This window comes from Bacillus sp. CECT 9360, from assembly GCF_918741275.1.
GTDB lineage: Bacteria > Bacillota > Bacilli > Bacillales > DSM-1321 > Peribacillus.
The window spans coordinates 239,775-263,327 of the sequence record NZ_CAKKNA010000001.1 but is presented as its reverse complement, the minus strand read 5'-3'; the positions used below and the strand labels follow the sequence as shown (position 1 = coordinate 263,327).

At 41.3% G+C, this 23,553-nt stretch carries 24 protein-coding genes, 2 pseudogenes and 1 riboswitch; of the genes and pseudogenes, 9 read left to right on the top strand and 17 right to left on the bottom strand.

Annotated elements, in window-relative coordinates; translation table 11 throughout:
• Nucleotides 1–224: 224 nt before the first annotated feature.
• Nucleotides 225–1,397 carry a chromate transporter gene (locus LQ216_RS01190; RefSeq protein ID WP_230126297.1) on the top strand — a complete coding sequence of 391 codons (1,173 nt, stop codon included), beginning with the start codon at nt 225–227 and terminating at the stop codon, nt 1,395–1,397.
• Nucleotides 1,398–1,433: 36 nt separating this feature from the next.
• On the opposite strand, the gene LQ216_RS01185 is transcribed toward LQ216_RS01190, so the two are convergent.
• The 7 genes from LQ216_RS01185 to LQ216_RS01155 all read right to left on the bottom strand — a co-directional run bounded on the left by LQ216_RS01185 (nt 1,434) and on the right by LQ216_RS01155 (nt 6,962).
• On the bottom strand, nt 1,434–1,940 hold the full coding sequence (locus tag LQ216_RS01185) for a GNAT family N-acetyltransferase (RefSeq protein ID WP_230126296.1): 507 nt from the start codon (nt 1,938–1,940) through the stop codon (nt 1,434–1,436).
• A gap of 86 nt (nt 1,941–2,026) precedes the next feature.
• Nucleotides 2,027–2,455 (bottom strand): VanZ family protein, encoded by a 429-nt coding sequence (locus LQ216_RS01180; protein WP_230126295.1) that lies wholly within the window; start codon nt 2,453–2,455, stop codon nt 2,027–2,029.
• Between the two features lie 173 nt (nt 2,456–2,628).
• Complete coding sequence (locus LQ216_RS01175; protein WP_230126294.1) at nt 2,629–3,354, bottom strand: YqcI/YcgG family protein; 726 nt, start codon at nt 3,352–3,354, stop codon at nt 2,629–2,631.
• 669 nt (nt 3,355–4,023) lie between these two features.
• The gene (locus LQ216_RS01170) at nt 4,024–4,674 is read right to left on the bottom strand and encodes an amino acid ABC transporter permease (protein WP_117306999.1); all 651 of its coding nucleotides are present in this window, start codon (nt 4,672–4,674) and stop codon (nt 4,024–4,026) included.
• Between the two features lie 13 nt (nt 4,675–4,687).
• Nucleotides 4,688–5,326: an amino acid ABC transporter permease gene (locus LQ216_RS01165; protein ID WP_230126293.1), complete on the bottom strand. Its 639-nt coding sequence runs from the start codon at nt 5,324–5,326 to the stop codon at nt 4,688–4,690.
• Between the two features lie 68 nt (nt 5,327–5,394).
• Nucleotides 5,395–6,216, bottom strand: coding sequence for a transporter substrate-binding domain-containing protein (locus tag LQ216_RS01160; protein WP_230126292.1), 822 nt, complete (start codon nt 6,214–6,216; stop codon nt 5,395–5,397).
• Nucleotides 6,217–6,233: 17 nt separating this feature from the next.
• Complete coding sequence (locus LQ216_RS01155; protein WP_230126291.1) at nt 6,234–6,962, bottom strand: amino acid ABC transporter ATP-binding protein; 729 nt, start codon at nt 6,960–6,962, stop codon at nt 6,234–6,236.
• A 386-nt stretch (nt 6,963–7,348) separates the two neighbouring features.
• Here LQ216_RS01155 and LQ216_RS01150 point away from each other — a divergent pair, with 386 nt between their 5' ends.
• Complete coding sequence (locus tag LQ216_RS01150) at nt 7,349–7,975, top strand: nitroreductase family protein (RefSeq protein ID WP_230126290.1); 627 nt, start codon at nt 7,349–7,351, stop codon at nt 7,973–7,975.
• Between the two features lie 228 nt (nt 7,976–8,203).
• Here the strand turns inward: LQ216_RS01150 and LQ216_RS01145 are convergent, their stop codons facing one another.
• The 5 genes and pseudogenes from LQ216_RS01145 to queC form a co-directional block, all read right to left on the bottom strand.
• Nucleotides 8,204–9,364: a CaiB/BaiF CoA-transferase family protein gene (locus tag LQ216_RS01145; RefSeq protein WP_230126289.1), complete on the bottom strand. Its 1,161-nt coding sequence runs from the start codon at nt 9,362–9,364 to the stop codon at nt 8,204–8,206.
• A 150-nt stretch (nt 9,365–9,514) separates the two neighbouring features.
• Nucleotides 9,515–9,928: a hypothetical protein gene (locus tag LQ216_RS01140; RefSeq protein WP_230126288.1), complete on the bottom strand. Its 414-nt coding sequence runs from the start codon at nt 9,926–9,928 to the stop codon at nt 9,515–9,517.
• A gap of 168 nt (nt 9,929–10,096) precedes the next feature.
• Nucleotides 10,097–10,825, bottom strand: a complete 729-nt coding sequence (gene queE / locus LQ216_RS01135) for a 7-carboxy-7-deazaguanine synthase QueE (protein ID WP_230126287.1) — start codon at nt 10,823–10,825, stop codon at nt 10,097–10,099.
• Complete coding sequence (gene queD / locus LQ216_RS01130; protein ID WP_230126435.1) at nt 10,818–11,303, bottom strand: 6-carboxytetrahydropterin synthase QueD; 486 nt, start codon at nt 11,301–11,303, stop codon at nt 10,818–10,820. The genes queE and queD overlap by 8 nt, the downstream gene beginning before the upstream one ends.
• Nucleotides 11,294–11,965 (bottom strand): annotated as a pseudogene (gene queC, locus LQ216_RS01125) (7-cyano-7-deazaguanine synthase QueC); the annotation flags it as partial. The pseudogene queC and the gene queD, both read right to left, overlap by 10 nt.
• 50 nt (nt 11,966–12,015) lie before the next feature.
• A riboswitch (PreQ1 riboswitch) is annotated at nt 12,016–12,058 on the bottom strand.
• A gap of 307 nt (nt 12,059–12,365) precedes the next feature.
• On the opposite strand from queC, the gene LQ216_RS01120 reads away from it, so the two are divergent.
• Nucleotides 12,366–13,154: an HAD family hydrolase gene (locus LQ216_RS01120; protein WP_230126285.1), complete on the top strand. Its 789-nt coding sequence runs from the start codon at nt 12,366–12,368 to the stop codon at nt 13,152–13,154.
• 37 nt (nt 13,155–13,191) lie between these two features.
• On the opposite strand, the gene LQ216_RS01115 is transcribed toward LQ216_RS01120, so the two are convergent.
• Complete coding sequence (locus LQ216_RS01115; protein ID WP_230126284.1) at nt 13,192–13,914, bottom strand: CBS domain-containing protein; 723 nt, start codon at nt 13,912–13,914, stop codon at nt 13,192–13,194.
• Nucleotides 13,915–13,943: 29 nt separating this feature from the next.
• Here LQ216_RS01115 and LQ216_RS20295 point away from each other — a divergent pair, with 29 nt between their 5' ends.
• Complete coding sequence (locus LQ216_RS20295) at nt 13,944–14,120, top strand: adenine deaminase C-terminal domain-containing protein (RefSeq protein WP_290369211.1); 177 nt, start codon at nt 13,944–13,946, stop codon at nt 14,118–14,120.
• 118 nt (nt 14,121–14,238) lie between these two features.
• Here the strand turns inward: LQ216_RS20295 and LQ216_RS01110 are convergent, their stop codons facing one another.
• Together LQ216_RS01110 and LQ216_RS01105 are read right to left on the bottom strand one after the other, a co-directional pair.
• Complete coding sequence (locus LQ216_RS01110; RefSeq protein ID WP_230126283.1) at nt 14,239–15,750, bottom strand: long-chain fatty acid--CoA ligase; 1,512 nt, start codon at nt 15,748–15,750, stop codon at nt 14,239–14,241.
• Between the two features lie 56 nt (nt 15,751–15,806).
• Nucleotides 15,807–16,985: an acyl-CoA dehydrogenase family protein gene (locus LQ216_RS01105; protein WP_230126282.1), complete on the bottom strand. Its 1,179-nt coding sequence runs from the start codon at nt 16,983–16,985 to the stop codon at nt 15,807–15,809.
• Between the two features lie 330 nt (nt 16,986–17,315).
• On the opposite strand from LQ216_RS01105, the gene LQ216_RS01100 reads away from it, so the two are divergent.
• From LQ216_RS01100 to LQ216_RS01080, 5 genes are all read left to right on the top strand, one after another.
• Nucleotides 17,316–18,368, top strand: a complete 1,053-nt coding sequence (locus LQ216_RS01100) for a lactonase family protein (RefSeq protein WP_230126281.1) — start codon at nt 17,316–17,318, stop codon at nt 18,366–18,368.
• A 450-nt stretch (nt 18,369–18,818) separates the two neighbouring features.
• Complete coding sequence (locus tag LQ216_RS01095; protein WP_230126280.1) at nt 18,819–19,856, top strand: LLM class flavin-dependent oxidoreductase; 1,038 nt, start codon at nt 18,819–18,821, stop codon at nt 19,854–19,856.
• A 329-nt stretch (nt 19,857–20,185) separates the two neighbouring features.
• Nucleotides 20,186–20,338, top strand: a complete 153-nt coding sequence (locus LQ216_RS01090) for a hypothetical protein (RefSeq protein ID WP_230126279.1) — start codon at nt 20,186–20,188, stop codon at nt 20,336–20,338.
• A gap of 174 nt (nt 20,339–20,512) precedes the next feature.
• The gene (locus LQ216_RS01085; RefSeq protein WP_230126278.1) at nt 20,513–20,980 is read left to right on the top strand and encodes a heme-binding protein; all 468 of its coding nucleotides are present in this window, start codon (nt 20,513–20,515) and stop codon (nt 20,978–20,980) included.
• Between the two features lie 136 nt (nt 20,981–21,116).
• A complete protein-coding gene (locus LQ216_RS01080) occupies nt 21,117–22,076 on the top strand; it encodes a D-2-hydroxyacid dehydrogenase (RefSeq protein ID WP_230126277.1) in 960 nt (319 codons plus the stop codon).
• Between the two features lie 76 nt (nt 22,077–22,152).
• On the opposite strand, the gene LQ216_RS01075 is transcribed toward LQ216_RS01080, so the two are convergent.
• Nucleotides 22,153–22,743 (bottom strand): molybdopterin-dependent oxidoreductase, encoded by a 591-nt coding sequence (locus LQ216_RS01075; protein ID WP_230126276.1) that lies wholly within the window; start codon nt 22,741–22,743, stop codon nt 22,153–22,155.
• A 27-nt stretch (nt 22,744–22,770) separates the two neighbouring features.
• Nucleotides 22,771–23,531, bottom strand: a pseudogene (locus LQ216_RS01070) (winged helix-turn-helix domain-containing protein).
• Between the last annotated feature and the right edge of the window lie 22 nt (nt 23,532–23,553).

Here is a 23,553-nt window from a genome sequence, read left to right as displayed (position 1 = left end):
CTAAACCTTTCGTTCTATGAATGAATAAATAAGTGGGTATAAAGTTCGTTTTAATATATGTAATTTTATTGTTATGTACCGTAATATTGGAGTATATCTTGTAATGAAAAAGCAGGATTTTCCATGTAAATGATTTGTAAACTTTTTTTAATCTTTTACCCTTCACTTCGCTTTTCTGCTACAGTTTAAATGAATTCATATTAAAATCTTGGGAGAATACATACATGAAATTAAAAAAATTAATAGATATCTTTTTCGTTTCTTTAAAACTGGGATTCACTTCGTTTGGTGGTCCAATCGCACACTTGGGTTATTTTCATGAGGAATATATTAAACGAAGAAGATGGCTGGATGAAAAGACTTATGCGGACCTGGTAGCTCTGTGCCAGTTTCTTCCCGGCCCTGCCAGCAGCCAGGTCGGCATTGGAATAGGTACAATACGTGGAGGCATGCTCGGTGGCTTGATTTCTTTTATCGGATTCACGCTACCTTCCATGCTTGCTCTAATAATCTTCGCGTTGTTCATTGATCGTTTCGCATTTAACGAGAGTGGTTTTATTCATGGCCTAAAGCTTGTGGCCGTTGCTATTGTAGCCCATGCGATAGTGGGAATGTCGAAAACACTGACACCTGATGCCCCAAGAAAATCGATTGCCTTATTTGTCATGATTGGTATTTTGATATGGCCATCGACTATAACTCAGATTGTTTTCATTATCTTGGCCGGCATAACTGGGTTTTTGCTTTATAGAAATCAAGACAATACTGCTGAAACGGAGTTAAAGTGTCCAGTCTCATATAAAGCCGGAGCTATTTGTCTATCCATTTTTGTTATTTTATTGATTACACTTCCGATTGTCCGTGCTTTTTTCGATATCCGGTGGCTCGCCATGTTTGATAGCTTTTATAGAGCCGGTTCGCTAGTATTTGGAGGCGGTCATGTTGTGCTTCCGTTATTGGAAGGCGAATTTGTCGCGGAAGGTTTGTTAACCGAAGATGCGTTTTTGACAGGCTATGGAGCTGCTCAAGCAGTTCCTGGTCCTTTGTTTACATTTGCCTCTTATATTGGCACAGTGATCGGCGGATGGTCTAGTGGCTTGCTTGCGACCGTAGCGATTTTTCTGCCTGCATATCTGCTGGTTATCGGCACCCTGCCATTTTGGAACAGCATCCGCCGCAATCCTAGTATCACCGGTGCACTTATGGGAGTTAACGCTGGAGTTGTTGGTCTTTTAATAGCCGCTTTCTATCATCCTATATGGACCAGCGCGATAGTAAAACCGCAAGACTTTGCACTTTCCGCATTATTATTTTCGATGCTTGCCTTCTGGAAAATTCCTGTGTGGCTTGTTGTAGTTGCCGGGGCAATCTGCGGATGGCTCATTTCGTTTTATTAGTTAGATGGAATCCGGCTTTTAGCCGGTTTTCATCTCTTAAAGAACCTTGCGATATCGCAGCGAAGCATAATCTTCACCTTTGCTATTACCGTATGAACTTTTCTCGGAATCTTTTACAAAACCACGAGCCTCATAAAATGGGATGCCCTTATCATTCCCTTTGCTAACGGAAACCCATTGCTCGTTCGCACCCTGTCTAATTTGTTCCTCTGTGATGGTGGCTAATAATTTTGAGCCGATGCCTTCGTTCCTTCTTTGCGTGTCTAGGTAGAGCACAAACACTTCACCTGTTGCCGGGCCAGTCATTCCTCCGCCCCCTGCCCCTACTACGATTCCTTCTTCCAAAGCAACAAACCAGCCATTCCACCCAGGCTGTCGCTCGAAGATTTCCTTCAAAATCCGTTCGTGATTATAAAATTCGGATATGATTCTTTCAATATATTCTTGGGTATGGGTTTCCTGATAGGTAGCTCGGTACCCATCGGAGCAAACCTTTGCTATTCCTTCTACATGCTCGGGTTCAGCTTTTTGAATGGTAACCAACTGCAAATCACCTCTACGATCATTTTATAGATACTAACTGTAAGATCATTGCTAGTTATAAAACACTCTTTGTTTCACATAAATAACTAGCTTGGCCAGCCAAAAACCGGCCATTCCCCAACTGTATTGAGGATGATATCATCGACATCAAAGCCGCCAATTTGATAATAATACTGGATGCACTCTACAGAAAGCGAAACAGTAAATGACAGAATCATAATTTTTAATACCGTGAATTCACGATTAAGTAATGATGGAAAAAAAAATCCGAGCGGCATGAATGCCAATTCGTTTCCTGCAAGGTTATTGAACATAATGCCTGTATTAAACTGTGAGGAATGAGAGATATACATCATGATTGTTTTAAAAGGCACTAGATTATAATCTTGTACGGTTACCGATTGCCGGTAAAAACCAAAAAATAATAAGTAAATCAAAAGAAAAATGGAAAATAAAAGATAGGAAGATGCCAATAAGGCAATTTTTAATTTAGTATTTTTGACACTGTGAATCACTTTATTTTCCACCTGCTAACGTCAATAAATGTTCTTTTAACCTTTATCATACATGAAAGAGACCGTGCAATAAACAAAATATTTAAACATTTTCTTTGTTATATTTCTGTTGGTAAGTGTAATTTTTATACAATTTAACAATTTCAATGAAAGCTTTCCCCTTCTGTACAAAGTTAATTTTTCCGTGAAAATGGGCAGGAACCGAGTAAGGTTGCATCATCTCTCAGAAAGTATTGTTTCCACTCGAAGTTATTAGCTGAACCGTAATTATTTAGACTGCTATGAGGCGGAATGGAATCATATTCTATTAATCTGGCTTTAATGTTGTCTCTGATTTTATTAGCATATTTACTATTAAGATCAAAATTAGTGAGAGCCCATCTTGGTGTGATGGCTAGCATAAAACAGGGAAAGTGCCTGCTTTTCCTGTTCACATGCGCAGGTGTTGCACAATATATGAAATAGCGCTCACCATGAAAGCAATATTCCCATAAGGAATTTTCAGGATCCAAAGGAATGGGAACCACCCATTCCTTTTCATCGATGGAAGCCATTTGGTTTAAAAGCTTCCAGAATAATTCTTCAAAATAATCAACAGAGCCATCCTCTACCATTTCGTCAGGAGTATCTAAAAAGACGATCAACGATGTATAATTGCCGAATTCCCTTGATTGTATCGTAAATTCTTTTAATAGGGCGGCCACTTCCGCTGATGTCGTTTCTTCACCCGGTTTTCCGGCAAAGCCATAGCGTAACTGATTAAGGGCAAAACCCTGCGTTGCCGGAATGCAGGGAAACATTTTAGTTGAATCACTCATTTTTTCAGAGAATGAATCAAGGGCAGCCAGCTGCCAAGATGATAATGCACTTTGGTTATTATATTTATTAAAGATTTTCATTCGAGATCTCCCTACCTTCCTCTATAAGCATATGCACTGATAGGCTTGGGAGGTGAACCATTTTAGGCAGGAGCGTAAATGTCAGTAACGGATTCCAATTATTTTTGATTTCAGGTAAAAATGGTTTGTTTCCTATTCGCGCTTTTTTAGCTTCGGCATCAGGATTTCATTAAGCCTTTATCCAGTTTACATAAGATTATTATATTGCTCCCTAGGTTTGGAAACAAAAGGATCGATCACCTTAAGCAACTCCTTCTTTGCTTCTCCCCAGCGGATGCCCTCCATCATCCCTTTCTAATTTGCCTACAGATATTAATGGAATTCAGAAAGCAAAAAAGGCCTTCCATCCCTATAAAAAGGACGGAAGACCCATGCTGCCACCTGCATTTGTTTATGAAAACATAACGAACTTCAAAAAACGTACAGAAACCTCTTGGCTTTCAATTCGATGACTCTTGTGACGGTAAGACTCTCCGCCGGGACTTACTAAAAGTCAGTCCCAAAAGCCCATTCAACAAAAGACCCATGCTGATTTACACCATCCATCAGCTCTCTGACATGTTTATTATGTTTACTACTTTCCATCATCGCTTAATTATTGTTACTAATTTTAATAATGAGGTATTTATCACAAAAGAAGACCTGACTCAGGTTCGAGTCAGATCTTTGTTATGCTCTCTTAACTTCCAATCTTCGGGCAATCTGGGACAGTGCGAAATTCACGACAAAGTACATGATCGCCACAATGACAAAAATCGGAATGATATAAGAATCTTTCTGGGCATAAATAACCTGGCCATGATGCATAAGTTCCGGCAATGCTATTACAACAGCCAATGAAGTATCCTTCAGTAAGGAGATAAACTGGCTGACGATTGGCGGTACCATTCTTCTTAGGGCCTGTGGCATAATGATATGCTGGAGCGTTTGTATATAAGAAAGTCCGGATGACCGCGCTGCTTCCATCTGCCCTTTCTCAACGGAATTCAATCCGCTTCGGATGACTTCCGATAACATCGCAGATTCGAATACCGTTAAAGCGGCAATGGCGGCATAGGTGACTTCCAATTTAATGCCGATTTCCGGAAGAGCAAAATATGTAAAGAATATGATCAATAACAACGGCAGGTTACGAATCGTCTCCACAACGACTGCGAGAATCTGTGAAACTACCGGGATATTCGCATAACGCAACGTACCAATTGCCCCTCCGATTATGAAACTTAAAATGATTGAAATGAATGCCACCTTAAGCGTAACCCAGAAGCCTTCAAGCAAAAATGTTAAATGGTCGGGAGAATAAGCACCAATGAAATCCATCGTGGCACCTCCTTCAATTACTCTTAGCCAGGCGTTTTTCCAAGTAACCTACGCCAAGGCTTAATGGTATGGTAAGAATCAGATAGAATAAGGCAACAAAAATATACACGTCAAAGACTACAAACGTTCGTGAAGAGATCAAATCGCCCTGGTACATTAAATCCAGTCCGGCGACGATTCCTAATATAGAAGAGTTTTTAACGAGATTAATAAATTGGTTGCCAAGTGGTGGAATAACTATTTTGATAGCTTGAGGCAAGATGATGAGCCGCATTGTTTGTCCATAAGATAATCCTGATGAACGGGCAGCTTCCATCTGCCCTTTAGGTACCGCAAGTATTCCCGCACGGATTGCTTCCGCAATGAATGAAGAGGTGTAAATCGTCAATCCAACCGTCCCTGCAGTCAATCCAGAGAAACCTAGACCGAAGAAAAAGAAAAATACAATGATCAACAGTGGTATATTTCGGATAAACTCTACATACATGGTGCCGAGCCAGTTTAGAGGCTTAAATGGTGCTATGCGAAAAACAGCAATGAGTATTCCAAGCAGAAAGCTCGCCACAAGGGCAATAAGACTGGCAATGACTGTAACTCTAAAACCTTCTAAATATTGATCTAAATTTCCAGTAAGAATGGTAAAATCAAGCAATGTATTATCGCCTCCTAATTAATCAGGATGAGCGATGCGCCCATCCTGATTAATAAAGATAGTATTTCTTATTTTTTAATCCATTTATTTTGGATTTCTTCGTACTTACCTGAATCTTTAATGGCTTTCAAAGCATCGTTAATTTCATCAACCAACTCTGTGTTCCCTTTTTTCACGGCAATTCCGTATGGCTCTTCAGTGAAAGTACCCCCCACAAGTTCATAAGACGGATCTTCCTCGGCCATACCATAAAGGATTGCATCGTCTGTAGTTAACGCATCACCTTTTTTAGTTTTCAATGCAGTAAACGCTTCTGCATAGTTTTCGAATTCCAATACTTCTGCTTCAGGAGCTTTTTCACGAATATTGATGGCAGATGTGGAACCTTTAACGGCTAAAACCTTTGTTCCTTTTTTCAAATCTTCAATTCCTTGGATTTTGCTGCCCTTTTTTACAAGAAGAGACTGCCCTGCTTCAAAGTAAACATCTGTGAAGTCTACTTCTTTCTTACGTTCTTCCGAAATCGTCATTGTTGCCACAATCGCATCGATATCTCCATTGTTGAGGAGTGGAATTCTTGTTTTGGACGTTACTTCCTTGAACTCAACTTTGCTTTCATCCCCTAGGATTTCCTTCGCAATTTCTTTTGCGATATCAATATCAAATCCTTCGACTTCACCAGTGCTCGGGTTTTTCAATCCGAACAATCGAGTATCGTGTTTTACACCGATAACGATTTTGTCGCGATCCTTAATCTGTGCTAGAGCATCCTTTTCTTCATTGCCCCCACCGCTTGTAGCTTCATCATCTCCGCCGCCGCAGGCAGCCAAAATCAAGACAGCCATCAGCGAAATAAGTGCCAGTTTAAAAAAGTTCTTTTTCTTCAACATACATTACCCCCTGTTGTTTAATGGTTTAAAATACGGCTGAGAAATAGCTTTGCCCGCTCTTCACGGGGATTGGCATAAAATTCAGCCGGTGTTGCTTCCTCCAGGATTCTACCTTCATCAATGAAGACAATCCGGTCTGCGACTTCTCTGGCAAAGCCCATTTCATGAGTGACGACCACCATGGTCATCCCTTCTTTAGCCAAAGCCTTCATAACATCAAGCACTTCGCCGATCATTTCAGGATCAAGCGCAGATGTTGGTTCATCAAACAGCATAACTTCCGGGTTCATCGCAAGCCCCCGGGCAATCGCAACACGCTGCTGCTGACCACCGGAAAGCTGAGATGGATAGGCATCCGCCTTTTCAGCAATCCCAACTTTCTCAAGATAAAACCTGGCTGTTTCTTTCGCTTCCTTATCCGATTTCCCGAGAACTTTCATAGGTGCAAGCGTGATGTTCTCCAGCACCGTTTTGTGCGGGTACAGATGAAAATGCTGAAACACCATCCCGATATTTTGTCTTAGCTTATTGATATCCGCCTTTTTATCTGCAACTGAGATATCATTAACGGTTAATTCACCATTCGTGATTGTTTCAAGATGATTGATGCAGCGAAGCATTGTACTTTTTCCGGAACCAGAAGGCCCGATGATTACGACAACCTCGCCTTTTTTGATCGAAAGATTAATGTCTTTCAATACTTGAAAATCACCATAGTATTTATTTACTTCCTTGAATTCGATCAAATCTTACCCTCCATTCACTTGGTATATATGTAAAAAATTAAGTAGTTCAGAGCAATTTTAAGCTTATGAAAATTCTGAACTTATTTTGGATATATTAGAATTATATTCTGATAGACAGAATAAAGTCAATCTATGTCTATGACATTGGTCCCTTTATTATTCAATAATACTATTTTTATATTTTGTCTCTTTCAAATAAAACCTTGTACATATTGAAGATGTATGTCGTATTTTTTTATTTATGATGGTTTTCAGATAATGAAATATTTTGGAAAATTAAGCAGGGTTCTTTAAGCATTCTGTTTGACTTAAAACACATACTAATAGTAAGCTCATTACCCCACTTACTATTAGTAAGTAAAATTGAAATATGGAGGATATTCATCATGTCTTTAACGGATACAAGTTTGTCAAACATTATCAGAGAACGTCATTCTGTTAGAAATTATGATCCAAATCATAAAATTGCAAGGGAAGAAATTGAAGAAATGCTCAAGGAGGCAACACTTGCTCCTTCATCAAGCAATCTTCAGTCATGGAGATTCATCGTTTTTCAAGATGAGCAGGCAAAAAAAGAATTAAGAGAAATTGCCAACAATCAAGAACAGATCGAAACTGCGTCTGCGGTCATTGCGGTTTTGGGCGATACTGAAATGTATAAAAGTGTTGAAAAAATCTACCGGGCAAATTATGAAGCGGGTTATATGGATGAAGAAAACATGCGCCGCCTGATCGACAGCACCAATAGTACGTACCCGCATGCTACTGTTGAGGCGAGGAAAAATATCGCTTCCTTTGATGCCGGACTCGTTGCGATGCAGCTTATGCTGATCGCAAAAGCAAGAGGCTATGACACGGTACCAATGGGCGGCTTTGATAAAGAAAAGTTCGCTGAAAGATTCGACGTTTCCGACCGCTATATCCCTATCGTATTAATCGCGTTAGGAAAGGCAGCCGGTCCTGCCTTTCAATCGAGCCGTCTCCCTGTAGAGGATGTAGTTCGGTATATCTAGCATGCACGGAATCGGGACCCAGTCATTTGGGATGGCAGGGTCCTTTTTCTTATAATTGCGTTATTAATAAATACCACCGAAACATTTATGTTCGGGTTCGATCAAAAATTTCAGCTACAAAAATCCATTCTGGCTACAAACATGAAATTCCAGCTACAAAAGTACGCATTCTAGCTACAAAATGATATAAAATTGGCTACAAAAGCCGCATTCTGCTGAATAGTTATCTTATGAAATAACGCCGCTCCGCCGTAGTACTTCTTTTTCTTCGGAATTCCTTCCTATCTTTTCTAAAATCCTGTCCGTATGCTCCCCTATATCTGAACCGATATGGGAATAAACCGGTTTAAAAGCTGTTGATTTAATAGGATTGGCAATTTGTCTTCGACTATTTCCGTTCTTATCAGGAACTTCCACTATCATTTCTCTCGCCTGGATCTGCGGGTGATTGCATGCTTCTGCAAAATCCAATACCGGCTCAACACATGCGTCAATATTCACGAAAATACTGTTCCATTCAGCAAACGATCTTTGGAGAAATACTTCTTTAAGCGTCACTTTAAAGTCCGAATCTGCGCCATGTGCCAATTCAGGAAGTCCGATTGCTTCGCACAGTGCAATAAGAAACTTCGGCTCCAGACTGCCTACGGAAAAATAACGTCCATCACTCGTTTCGTAAAAGTCATAGTAGGCGCCTCCATTTAAAAGCATGCTTTCTCTTTCGGGATGAGCTTCGCCACTCGCGACAAAACCCGCTCCTAGCATAGTATTCAGCGCAAAACAGCTGTCCGTCATCGATATATCAACCCACTGTCCTTCTCCCGTCCGCTCTCTATAGATAACCGAGGATAAAATACCGATAATGGCATGCAGGGAACCTCCCGCAATGTCGGCTACCTGGGTACCAAGCAATGACGGCCCTGTATCCCGCTTCCCGGAGTAGCCCATAATTCCGGATAGTGATAAATAATTAATATCATGTCCAGGCTTATTGCGATAAGGGCCTGATTGTCCATAGCCGGTCAGCGAACAAAAAATAATTCTAGGATTGGCTTCTTTCAACGATTCATACCCTATCCCAAGCCTTTCCATCACGCCAGGCCGGAATTGTTCTAAAATTATGTCATATTCCATCACTAATTCTTTTACAATTTCAATGGCTTCCGGCTTTTTTAAATCAAGAGCGATGGATTGCTTCGACCGGTTCAAATTGGAATGGGCTGCAGATACCCCGTCTATAAGTGGAGGAAAGCTTCTCGTATCATCTGCCCTGACATGTGATTCCACCCGAAGCACTTCTGCCCCTAAATCAGCGAGCATCATTGTGGCATACGGTCCCGGCAGCAAGGTCGAAAAATCCAGTACTTTTAATCCATGCAATAGTGTCATTGATTGGCCTCCTATTTTCCTGTTTTTTACTATTTTATCAGAACGGAATCGAATTCTGAATTTTAAAATAAATGTATCCATAAAAAAACACATTTATCTCGTTTTGATAAATGTGTTTTATTCAACATATACTCTTTTCTTATGGATCGCTTACAGGTTAACTTTCGCTTCGTCAAATGGGGCGAAGAAAATCCCCTTCGGTGCGAGCATATCCGTTTCGGAAAAGACCTTTTCCCCATTCACTTGATAAAACCCCGATGGAAAATAATCGAAGAGTCCTGATGTTTGAAAAAGTTCGACGTAGCATTCATGCAGGTCTTCCATGAGCCCCATAAATTTGTCATGGTCCATAATTTCCCCGAATTCATCGAGTTCAAAATTTTCCTTAACGGCTTCCTGAAATTCCTCATGATTAGTAGTAGCTATATATAAATCAACGTCTCCGCATTCCATACAGAGCATCATTCCTTCTTCTCTCACTTCTTCATAGGCAGACCGGACGATTTCTTTTAATATGTCTTCGATTTTTTGCTGATTCACTAATGTTATCTTGGATGTAAGCATTGTATCTCCTCCCAGGATATACTGGTAGTTAAAGCAGTACGTGATGTGTGTATAACATTATTGTATAACTTCCAGTGGAAAAAGTCTTGAAAGAAGCTTTAAGTGTTCTCCATGGGTCTGAATGCTCTTAAAAATCTACAATACAATCGAAACATTGAATAACGTTTACTATACTCCCCTTTTGTTTCCCCAAATATAAGTATGGAGTTGAGGCAGTACCTTCACATCCGTCAGTTTCTCATCGGTGATTACTTTCTCGATGAGTTCCTCATACTTATGCAGAAGCCGACCCACCAGCTCCTGATCGTTCGATGTCGTGATATCATCATTTCCGACCTGTAAATAGAAAGGAATACCTGGGTAGCGGTGATACACGTCTTTAGCATACTCATAATCCCTGTCATCGAAAATGACAATCTTCAAACTCACCGCATTGCCAAGATCCCTGTTTTCCAGCTTTTTTAGGATGGTGTCAAGCATGACAAAATCCGTCTTCATATTCGAGCTTGGCGGCTTTGGAGAAATTGTCAGCTCACTGATTTTCAGAAACCAGTCCTGCCACTTGCTACCTTGGGTTTCCAAGCAAATTTTTATGTCATTTTTCCGGAGGGTATCGATAAGACCGTCTAGATTTTTTAAAAGTGCAGGATTCCCTCCTGAGATTGTCACGAAAGAAAATCCGTTTCCTCCGAGCTTTTTGAGTTCTGACCATATCTCTTCCGGCTCCATTTGGACGATATCTTGTTTTCCGGTACCATCCCAAGTGAAGGAAGAATCGCACCAGGCGCAGGAATAGTCACAGCCCGCTGTTCTGACAAACATCGTCTTTTGACCGATCACCATCCCTTCTCCTTGGATCGTCGGGCCGAAGATTTCCATAACTGGCAGCTTACTCATCCTCCATCCACTCCCGTCTTGCTTCCGCATAGCTTGTCGGTGTTTCAAACAGCCTTACAAATTCCACTCTTGCCCCGTCATAATTGCCGATTCTGTTGGCCAGCGCTCCTGACATTTTTTCATAAATCCAGACGACCATGTTTTCAGCAGTCGTATTCATCGCCGGCAATGTTTCATTTAAATATTTATGATCAAGAAAAATTTCAATCTCATTTTTCCAGATCTCTTTGATATCCCCGAAATCCATCATAAGACCGCGCTCATCGACAAAGCCACTGATCCCGAATATAACCCTGTATGTATGGCCATGGAGATTTTTGCATTTTCCTTCGTAACAGTGAAGGTGGTGCGCCGCGTCAAAGGTAAACTCCTTGCTGACCAGGACCCGTTTTGAATGGTATCTCAATTGAGTACGCTTGATATCTTCATCTATTTTTTGGAGTTTGTCGACAATTCTAAAACCATACATCATCTTAATAACTCCTTTCGCTTAACCATGTACTCATCCAGGCCGTTTTTCCTTAGTCTGCAAGCCGGACATTCGCCGCAACCATCTGCAATGATGCCGTTATAGCACGTCAATGTTTTCTCCCGGATAAAATCAAAAGCCCCTAAATTATCTGCTAATCCCCATGTCTCCGCTTTATTAAGCCACATTAGTGGCGTGTGAATGACAAAAGGATAATCCATGGATAAATTCAGCGTGACGTTCAACGATTTGATGAAAATGTCCCTGCAATCAGGATAACCGCTGAAATCCGTTTCACAGACGCCTGTAATTATATGTTTTGCGTTTATTTGCCGCGCCAGTACTCCGGCGAATGAAAGAAAAAGTAAATTGCGGCCGGGTACAAACGTCGAAGGAAGCTCGCCCTCTATGCCCTCTTTCACTTCAATCTCCGCTCTAGTCAAAGCATTGGGCGCCAATTGATTTAATAAAGACATGTCAAGGATATGGTGTTTAACCCCAAGTTCCTTTGCAATATTTTGAGCGCATTCAATTTCCTGGCTGTGTCTTTGATCATAGTCAAAGGTCACCGTCTCGATTTCTGCAAACCGTTCTTTAGCCCAAAATAAACAGGTCGTACTATCCTGACCTCCGCTAAATACAACAACAGCTTTTTCTGTTTTCATGTTCCTTACAACTTCCTTTCCAACGAAAAAACAGCACCGCTAAGAAAGCAGTCCTGTTTTCCTTAGTTTTTTTGAGAGGGTAGCTAGAACCTCTACCGAATATTCGGGTTTTTATTCAGCTGTTTTCACAGTAGATATAGTAGCATAATTTAAGGAGAGTAGAAATCTTTTTTTAGATGGCTCTGTTATAAGATACTATATTTTTGCTTCATTCGTGAGAAAACAATGGTTTCTTACACCTTTCAGCTCTGCTGAAAGATAGCTCGCCATCCATGAAATGATTGGATGGCGAGGAAAATGAACCAAAAAATCAACCGAGATAAGTAGATGGATGGCTGAATGTCTTAAAATATGGTATCGTGTTTCCGAGAACGGGGATTGTAAAAAGGACGAGAGGAGCACGATCATGAATTCATATAAAATTTTATTTTTAGATATCGACGGGACGGTTATGCGTCCTGACCATACGATTGAGGAATCCACTAAAACAGCGGTATCCACGTTGAAGCAAAAAGGAATCGAAACGGTCCTGGCCACCGGAAGGCCGATTCATGAAATAGCGGAAATTGCACAATTATTACATATTGATTCATTCATCGGGTATAACGGCGCGTACGCGATTTACAAAGGTAAGGATATTTTCAAAAAACCAATGAGCGGTGAATCTGTGAAATATTTTCTTGAAACAGCTGAACATCATCAGCATGAACTAGTCCTTTATTCAAGTTCTAAAAATCATTTTACGAATATGCACAGCCCTTCTGTTGATGCCTTCAAGAAGCAATTTCACTTAAAGCAAAATGAACCATACACCGAGTCCGTGTCAGATGATATACTCGGCATGACCATTATTGCAACTACTAATGCTGACGCTGATCTTTATACTGGTGAAAAGGATATCAATCTTTCCCAAGTAAATGTGGAAGGCTTTCGGCATTGTTTTGATGTAATTCGTGAAAATGTTCATAAAGGAACAGGCGTCAATGCTCTACTCCAAGAACTCCATATACCGCGCGAAGCATCCATTGCCTTCGGCGACGGGATGAACGACAAAGAAATGATTGCTGCCGTAGGAGAAGGCTTCGCCATGGGCAACAGCATGCCGGAACTGTTTCCCTTTGCTAAACATAAAACAACAGATGTCATGGACTCCGGCATATATAACGGTTTAAAGTCACTGGGGTTGCTTGATTGATGGTCTCTCCTGGGTGGCCGGCCATGAGAAACCAGACTCATTCGCTGATTTCCACTTCCAGCAAGTCCCATGATGTGATGATCCCATTCGGCGTTTCTTGTTGGGAGCCGGTTTTCGTTATGATGACTCCTTCTATTTTTTTATTTTTGGATTGGTATTCCTCAAAAATGTCTTCTACTTCAAAAATGCCGCAATTTTGGGATACAAACACGATATTGTGGTTAATATTTTCATTGTAGAGCTCGCTTACTTTCACATTATTCAAATTCATTTTCTCATCATCAAAGTGTTCCGCAAGATATTTTACAATTTCAGCGGACGTTAACAACCAGGCGTATTCCCCGTTTTTGTCATAGACAGGAAATCGCGAATGGGAATGCTTTTTGATGATAGCCAACACATCCGCCAGCTTGTCCTCTTCATGGAAGTAATCAACCGGCTTGCTTGCGACCGACAAAGCGGACTCAGGCTTTTCGAATTCCTCTGCCATCCTTTCAATTTTCTCGATAATATCTAAATGGGGCTCCGCAATATAATAGCCCTCCTCTATCTTTTCATGTACGATCGCATTCCGAAGCTTAGCAAATTGAAAAAGATCGTTTTCGTAGTATCGTATGAACGTATGACTTTTTCCTTTGTACACCAAATCAGAAAATTTATCTGTTTTTGCATACTTTACTGTTTTCATTAACGCTTTATGAATTCTGTTAAATGCTGTCTCGAACCGTTCAGACTGGCTGATTTCTGTAGTTGTGCTCATAGTGATCTCTCCCTGGTCAAGTAAATTCGATTTCCCCTCTTTATTCCCCCTTTTTCATTTTTTCTAACCTTAGTCAGCAGATAGTTACACTGTCTTTCTTGGCTTTACCGGTCATACCTGAATTGAAACTGACAGACCAGGGGCTCTTTCATGTCCCAACATTCAGCCGTATTCCAATTGAAAAAGAACGCAGCTTACTCATCTAGTGCATGAAAAAACGGTCTTTTTTAGAGACCGTTCATTTAATTAAATTGGATTTATCGTTGATTGAGTTGGATAAATGATTAGCTGATTTGGATTGATGAGCTATGAACCTGAGTTATTTCACACAAAATTTTTATCTTGTTTTTTTAAAGCGGTTTTTAAAATCTTACCGGTTCCCGATTTTGGCAGCTGATCGATAAAGCAAATATGGTCAGGGACTTTATAATGAACCAGCTTTTCTTTACAGAAATCCTGAAGATCTTTTTCGCTTTGGCTCGTCTTTATAACGATATAAGCGACGATTTTTTCCCCTAAAATCGGGTCAGGCCTGCCAATTACTGCACATTCAACTACCTCACGATGGGCATACAGAATTTCCTCAATCTCTCTTGGATAGACGTTATAGCCACCACGTATGATTAAGTCTTTTTTACGGTCGACAATAAAAATATATCCGTCTTCATCTTGGTACGCGAGATCTCCGGTATACAGCCAACCGTCCTTAATCGAATTTTCCGTTTCCTGTGGTTTTTTATAATAGCTTTTCATGGCATTTGGCCCTCTAAAAACAATTTCGCCCACCGCTTTTGGCGGTAACGTGCTTCCTTCCGGGTCAATGATCTTTAAGTCAACACCTGGAAGGGGCAAACCGACGGAACCATGTTTTTTCTCCGCGCTGGCAGGGGTTGCGGTTAACATGACCGTGCTCTCAGTCATCCCATACCCTTCTGCTATCTCCACGCCCATTAAACGGTTTGCCTTCTCAATAATTTCGACTGGGATACTCGCTCCTCCCGACCCGGCGATCCGAAGATTTGAAAAATCCAATTCTGTGATATTGGGAGATTGAACGAACATCGCATACATGGTTGGGACTCCTAAAAACACAGTAATCTTTTGACTAGCGATTGAGTCCAAAATCGAAACAGGTTCAAACCGCTCCTCCAAATAAATCGTCGCCCCATGTGAGATCGGTGAAAGGAACCCTTGAAGCTTTGCATAGGCATGGAATAATGGCAACACACACATAATCCGATCCCCCGGTTTTATCTCACTAAAAACCGCGGACGTAATCGCCATCCAATTTAAGTTAGAGTGGCTGATCATGGCGCCTTTCGGATTGCCTGTTGTTCCAGAAGTATAAATAATCTGGGCCGTGTCGATTGATTTTCGCTGTACAATCTCCGTGATCGGGGAATGCAGCAGCAACTCTTTCCAGTTCAAATATCCTGAAAGTGCTTGGTCTCCATAATATATAATCTCTTTTATACTTTGAAACTGAGGTCTTGCATTTTCGATAACCTGGCGTGACAATTCTTCGATAATCAGGAATTCAGATTCCGAGTCATTTAGGATATACGTTACTTCTTGTTCTTTAAATAATGGATTGATTGGAACAACCGTCGCTCCGTTTGCCAGAAGTGCAAAATAGGTAATGATATACTCTGGTCGGTTGGTCATCATGAGAGCGACATTTGTATTCTCATTTACGCCGAGACTCCGCAAACCTGCTGCTGCTTGAAAAACCTTATGCTGTAATTCCTTATATGTTAAAATCTCATTCTTAAAATGTATGGCTGGGTTATCTGGTAAACGTTCAACTGTTGATGACAGCAATTCAACAATATTCATAATTCATAACCTCCACGATTTTATAAGAACCTGTTTTAACCGATTGCTTTAATGATTTATAGCCCGAGATTCTTCGCAATGATTATCTTCATGATTTCGTTCGAACCTGCGAAGATGGTCGTGACCGGAATATCCCGGTACCGGCGGGCAATCTTATACTCTTCCATATACCCGTATCCTCCATGAAGCTGCATGCATTTTCCAGACGCTCTTTTAGCCATTTCAGTGATCCAATATTTCGCCATCGATACTTCAGTGACGATATCTTTTCCTTGTATATGTTTTACGATAAGGTCATCTACGAAAGTCCGCCCAAGCTGGATTTCCGTTGCCATTTCCGCAATCGTAAACTGAGTGTTTTGAAATTGACTGATTTTTCTTCCAAACGCCTCCCGTTCTTTTATGTAGGCAAGCGTTAAAAATAGCATATCTTCGGCGGACAATTGGGCACCGATGGCACAAAGAAGACGCTCCTGCTGCAGCTTCTGCATGAGATAAAAAAATCCCATTCCTTCTTCTCCGATTAAATTTTCCGTCGAGACGATCGCATTTTCGAAAAACAATTCTGCTGTATCGGATGCATGTTGGCCAATTTTTTCAAGTTTTTTTCCACGTGAAAAACCAGGCGTATCCTTTTCAATAATAAATAAGCTGATCCCTTTATGGGCAGGTTTTGCATGTAGGTCTGTCTTCACGGCAACGATGATAAAGTCGGCCTGGTAGCCGTTTGTAATAAACGTTTTGGTACCATTAATAATATAGTGGTCATCTTTTTTTTCTGCTGTCGCTTGAATATTCGCCAGGTCAGATCCGGCCCCGGGTTCGGTCATGGCGATAGCAGAAATCATTTCTCCGGTTAAAAATAATGGAAGATATTTTTCTTTTTGCGCCACTGTCCCAAATGAAGCGATATAGGGAGCAACAATGTCGCAATGCAGGGAGATTCCCCCCAAGCCTGCACCAACCCGGCCAAGTTCCTCCGCAAGTATGACGGAAAAACCAAAATCGGCTCCTAGCCCTCCATACTGTTCATCAATCCATGGACATAAGAATCCATTGCCTCCTACCTTTTTCCAAAACGATCGTGGTACCAGCCCATCTTTCTCCCATTGGTCGAAAAAAGGAACAGCTTCCTTTTCGAGAAATTTACGTAAAGATTGCTGAAATAAGAGATGATCCTCATTTAAAAAAGGGCGTGAGTTTTTTTGAGATTCGATAGTTAAGACTTCAGCCATTTTTCATCCTCCCAGTTTTTCATTTAGCTTTTATGGTGGAATTTCTTGAAGAGAAGTATTTTTGAAAGTGGTTACAAAAATTCAAATGTGGCGAATTAAATCTTGGAGTATCGCAAAGGCATGTTATGAAATGGTCCTCCCTCCCTTTTTATGATTATGTCTGCTTTCTATCATCATTCACTTTCTACATTTATCAGGATTATCCTTTATATTTTCGGATAGTGGTGAATACTGTGCTTAGATGGTTAGGTTGAATGTTCAATGCCTGAAATGCTTGAATGCATTCGACTTATGATAAACTAACACTAGAAATGTACAGGAGGAGAGATCATGACAAAATTCATTGGCTACGTTGGAACGTATACCAAAGGCGACAGCAAAGGCATTTATACCTTCACCCTCGATACAGATAACGAAAAGTTAAGCGAGACAACACTGGCCGCGGAACTGGAAAACCCTACATACGTAACAATCAGCAACGACAATGAAAACTTGTTTGCAGTAACCAAACAAGGAGAATTTGGCGGTGCGGCAGCTTATTCAATCGATCGTACAACTGGAGAGCTATCTCTGAAAAACACCCAAGTGTCGGCCGGGGCTTCCCCTTGCCATGTGAGCGTTGATAGCGAAATGCATACGGTTGTAACCTCGAACTATCATAAGGGAACAGTTGAATCTTATCGCGTTGAGGATAAGGAAGGATCGCTCAGTCCTGTTGTGTCTGTTATCCAGCATGAGGGCACAGGACCGAATAAAGAAAGGCAAGAAAAGCCCCATGTACATTATGCTGGCTTTACCCCTGATGAAAGATTTGTCGCGGTTGTCGATTTAGGCATCGACAAGCTGTCTACATATAAACATGATAACGGCCAATTAACCGAAGTGCATTCACTCGACGTCGAAGCTGGAAGTGGACCGAGGCATCTCGTCTTCCATCCAAACGGAAAATATGCCTATATCATGACAGAGCTTAGCAACGAAGTAATTGGTTTAACTTACAATTCAGAAGATGGCAGCTTTACTGAATTTCAATATATCTCCACCATTCCTGAAGATTTTACAGAGAATACCCAGGGCAGCGCCATTCACATTTCTTTGGACGGGAAATTTGTCTACGCCGGTAACCGTGGCCATGACAGCATTGCTCTATTTTCGGTAAATGAGAAGACTGGTGAACTGTCTTTTGTTGAACACACTTCTACCGAAGGAAATTGGCCGCGTGATTTTGTGTTGGATCCATCCGGGAAATTTGTTGTAGCATCCAACCAGGAATCACATAACCTCGTTCTATACTCAAGAGATGAAGCAACAGGAAAACTCACCTTGCTTCAGTCAGATGTACACGTGCCTTATCCAGTGTGCGTCAAGTTTTTGAATGTTTAATTTTTCATGATTTCCATAAAATAATCATATCAAGGATGAGCAGTTTCTTTGCTCATCTTTTTTTTAACCGATATAATTTGGTCAACTTACTTGAAAAGCGGAAGCGCCTTGCAAGTGTGGAACATCGACTAAAATCTGCCACATCATGTGGCAAACGTCGATGCCAGCCCATCCTGGGCAAGACCGACAGGCATAAGACGAACCGCGAGGAGGCAGTTCTCCAGCCACCACAGTGGTTTGGCTTATGACCCGAGGGGTTGGGCGCTGGCCGACTAAGATCGCCACATCGTGTGGCGACGTCGGCACTTGTACGTCCTGTACGTCGTAGCTAGACATCTGTCAAGGTTAAAAAAGTTAAGTTTATTTTAATTCCAAAAGTAATTAAGAAATCTACATTGATCTCTTTCCTTCTCCATTAAAAAGATAATCCAACAGAAAGAAGTTGAAAGTATGTCTAGTGAAAATACAAAGCAATTAACTGATATCAAATTTTCTGTGCTCGATCTCGCTCCGGTTGTAGTCGGCGGCAGTGTTTCTGAGTCTTTGCAGAATACACTCGATCTTGCACAGCATGTTGAAAAATGGGGCTATACCCGTTTTTGGCTCGCTGAACATCACAACATGACCGGGATTGCAAGCTCTGCCACTTCCGTAGTGATTGGCCATGTGGGCGCAGGCACCTCGAAAATTCGTATAGGCTCCGGAGGTATTATGTTACCAAATCATGCTCCGCTGGTAATTGCCGAGCAATTCGGTACATTGGAGTCGCTATTTCCTGGGCGTGTCGATCTGGGCCTCGGTCGCGCACCGGGTACCGATCAACTGACAGCCTATGCCCTTCGCCGTGATAAAACGAGTAATGGTGAGGATTTCCCTGAACAATTAGAAGAATTACGCTCCTACTTCAAACCTGCCCTAGCTTCGAATAGACATGTCAGGGCGGTTCCTGGTGAAGGTCTGAATATTCCGATCTGGCTACTTGGTTCAAGCGGTTTTAGCGCACAATTAGCTGGGCAACTTGGCCTTCCGTTTTCTTTTGCGAGCCATTTTTCTCCCAAAAATACGTTAGGTGCGTTGAAATTGTACCGTAACAATTTCCGGCCTTCTGAATTTCTTGACAAGCCATACGCGATGGTTGGGGTGAACGTAATTGCAGCGGATAGTGAAGAAAAAGCAAAACGCCTTGCTACTTCTATGCAACAACAATTCTTGGACCTGATCCGCAATACTCCAGGACAAATCAAACCGCCGGTTGACAGCATGGATGAACTTTGGACACCTTACGAGGAAGCTGCCCTCGAACAACAGCTGGGTTCGTCTATTATCGGTGGTCCAGAAACGGTAAAAGAAAAATTACAAGCATTTTTAGATGAAACACAAGCTGATGAAATGATCATTAACGCTTCGATCTTTGACCATTTTGATCGCTTGCGATCCTTCGAAATCATTTCAGAAATTACTGGAATGAAAACAGTCTCTTCTAAGTAACGAATAAGAATGATAGTTGATTTAACATACAAACCCTTTCTTCTTCTGGATAATCATGGTTAAACATCCACTTTTTAATAACGAATAAATAGTTTTTATTGTTAAAAAGCGGGAATACTAAGAATGTAAGGCAATACAATATGAAGGGACTGGTTAAATTGGAAGATCTAACAGCGACTTCAAGATCCGTATTGACTAAGGTACATTCAAGATTTGTCAGACTGACGAAAGGGACATTGGTGAAAAACCGATGGACGTAGCGTTAGGGCCTGAATTCAGACATCTAAATATCAGCTAAAGTCAATACCAATGAGGAGGGACTGGAAAACATGAGTTTAACAGCGACTTCAAAACGTGTATTGAGCACATCTCATTCGAAAAAGAAATATGTTTGGATCACAAAAGGAAGCCTGGTAGATAACCGTTATATTTGGAGAACAGGACGAAGTTCCGATGGTTATTCATCAGAAATGTATTTTTAAATGAAAATGGAAAGCTCATACCTAAATGGTATGGGCTTTTCTTTATATACAAGTGTTCCCTCCTTTCTGTTTTGCTTTAAATTATAGATGACCAAACACAGACAAACGCAGAGGTACATAAGATGGGTTCATGGATAGAACTATGGAAGATTCAGTTTTAAGGGGCGGATTTTAATGTTAAAAATAACGCTGGACGTTGCAAAAAAACTTTTGAAAGCCGCGGAAAGGCGAGCACAGGAGCTTGGCATTTCTGAAGTGATTTCCATTGTTGATGAAGGCGGAAACTTGATCGCCACTCACCGGATGGATGATGCGGCGATCGCCAGTATCAATATCTCAAAAAATAAGGCATGGACAGCCGTTTCGATGAAAATGCCAACTTTAAAATTGGCTAAAATGTCAGTCCCGAACGCGGAATTGTATGGAATCAACACTACGAACCATGGACGTTTGGTTGTGATTGGTGGAGGAATTCCCCTAATGAAGGATGGAAAGATTGTCGGCGGAGTCGGCGTCAGCGGCAGCACGGTTGCCAACGACTTAGAGGTCGCAATGGCCGCAGTGCAAATGTTTGAGAATCTCTACGGACTCGCACATTCGCATTATCCTCACCACACTCCTCATGACTCACCTTTCTATTAATTTTTTTGAAGGGGCCACCCATTGTTATGTAGGTGTGCTCTTTCCAATTACATAAAAATTCAAGAGCATCAAATTCGTAGAAATTTCCATTAAATTGACGTATATTTATTATAAATCTTACATTAGGAGACTGTTTATGAAGAATAGGAAGCTGGTCATCACCCATAATATTGACCAAAACTTTATCAACCAAATAAAAGAAATCATTCCCGAATGGACGATTATAACAGGAAGAGATTCTGAAATTTGGAACGACCATGTTCAAGATGCCGAAATCATCGCGGGCTGGAAAAAAGGAATGAAAGACAAGCTGGATAATCAATCCTCGCTTCGCTGGCTGCAAACATGGAGTGCCGGGATCGACTCTTTGCCATTGAAAACATTAGAGTCCAAGAATGTGATACTAACCAGTGCAAACGGAGTCCATGCCTTCCCCATCTCAGAAACAATCTTTGGGTTAATGCTTGCATGGACGAGGAAGATCCATACATATGTTAGAAACCAAAGCTCAAAAACCTGGGATCATGCTAACATGAAGCTTGAGATTCATGGGAAGACAATTGGGATCATTGGTGTCGGAGTGATAGGCAAGGAAACGGCCAAAATCGCAAAAGCCTTTGGGATGACTGTATTAGGCATCAGGAATTCTGGCATGTCTGAAGAATTCGTCGATGAAATGTTCACCGGGGAAGAACTTCATTCCATACTTCCCCGGTGTGATTATGTCGTGCTAACTCTCCCACATACAAAACAAACCCATCATTTATTCGGCTCGGAAGAATTTAAAAAAATGAAAAAAACAGCATTTTTTATCAATATTGGCCGTGGAGAAACAGTTGTGGAACAAGAGCTCATTGATGCATTAAAGAATGGGGAGATCGCCGGGGCAGGCCTTGATGTCTTTGAAAAAGAGCCATTGACGGAAGAAAGCCCGTTATGGGAGCTAGATAATGTGATCATCACCCCTCATACCGCCGGTTCCACCGAGTATTATGACCAAAGGGTACTCGAAAACATATTCATACCAAACCTGAAAGACTATCTTAAAGGAAACAAACCTACCGTTAACCTGGTCGATTATACAAAGGGATACTAGGGTAGAGTTGTCCAGGAAGAGGGCAGATTCTCTGCTGAATCCGCCCTCTTCTTATTATTGGCCAACTTCAATAAACTTAGCTATATCTTTCCTCTTTAAAAGGATTCGCTGACATTGAATAACCAAGCTGTTCCCAGAAACCGGCTACATTAACGTTCATAAATCGAATGCCCGACACCCACTTGGTCCCTTTCCATAAATAAAAAGAAGCCGGCGGGATAAATCGTAGAGGATAACCATGCTTTGGCGATAGATCCTGCCAGTCATGGGTTTGGTCCTTCCAGCGGTAAACAAACAAAGCGTCATCACCTAACAGGTCTTTAAGCGGCATGTTGGCATTATATCCAAACCGGTCTCCGTCATAGTATCCATAAATTTGGACATGGGTAACATCCTCATTCAGTTCAACTAGCTTCAACAGCTCCCTTAGCGCGATCCCTTCAAATGTCGTATCAAACTTTGACCAGGCCGTAACGCAATGCATATCGACTGTCGAGATCGTCTTCGGCAGGTTCATCACCTCAGCAAACGATAAGGTGACCTCATTTTTCACAGCTCCGAACAATCTGAAATTCCATGTTTCTTCGTCGAATTCATAAACATCACCCTGATGCAGGATCGGCCATTTTTCCGTTTCGAATTGACCAGGAGGCAGTTGTTTTCCCATGGTGACTCACCCTTTCAAAACATAAATTTAGTATGCCTCCATGATATCGATTAAAAATAGTTGGCGCAAGGACATACCGTTATTCAAGGGAGCCTTCATCCGATCAAATTTCAATTGAAAACTTGTCCTGAATGCTTTTTTTCCATGAGGAGTGATGATTAAGGCTCTTGAATTAACCGAACGTGAAATCCATCGAAGTTCCAGGAACCTCTCTAGTAGAGCATTCCCAAGTGCTCCCGCTAAATGATGACGCCTTTCACTGCAGTCCAGGCATTTATGGCAAAAAGATATCCTCTTCTTTTTAACATCTTCGACTTTAATTTGAAAATCATTAAAGAAATGCTCCCCTTCGTGTGAAAGCACAAAATCATTTTCACTTTGTTTTATCACGCTCATTTCAATCAATGAATCTGTTATTTTTACACCTAAATTGCCGGCGATATGATCATAGCAGGTTCTTGCGATTCGTATGGCGTTATCTTCTCTAGAATGTCTAAGTGATTTGATTTCGACAGGAGGTGCGATAGCAAGCAGATGTTCCATGGTCTGGGCACTTCTTGATTCTGAATTCCAAAATAGCGATGTCTTCCCTGACCTTCCACTGCTTTTAAGTTCCCCTCGACTAATTTAGAAAGATGATAACTAATGGTTTGAGGTGTGATACCGATCATGAAAGACAATTCACTCGCTGTATGAAATCTTCCATCCATTAACACAGTTAAGATAGCGGAGCGTGAGTGCTCGTTTATAAGGGCAGCTATGTTTGCTACATTTTGATTGATGCTCAAATTGAATTCCTCCATTTGTATT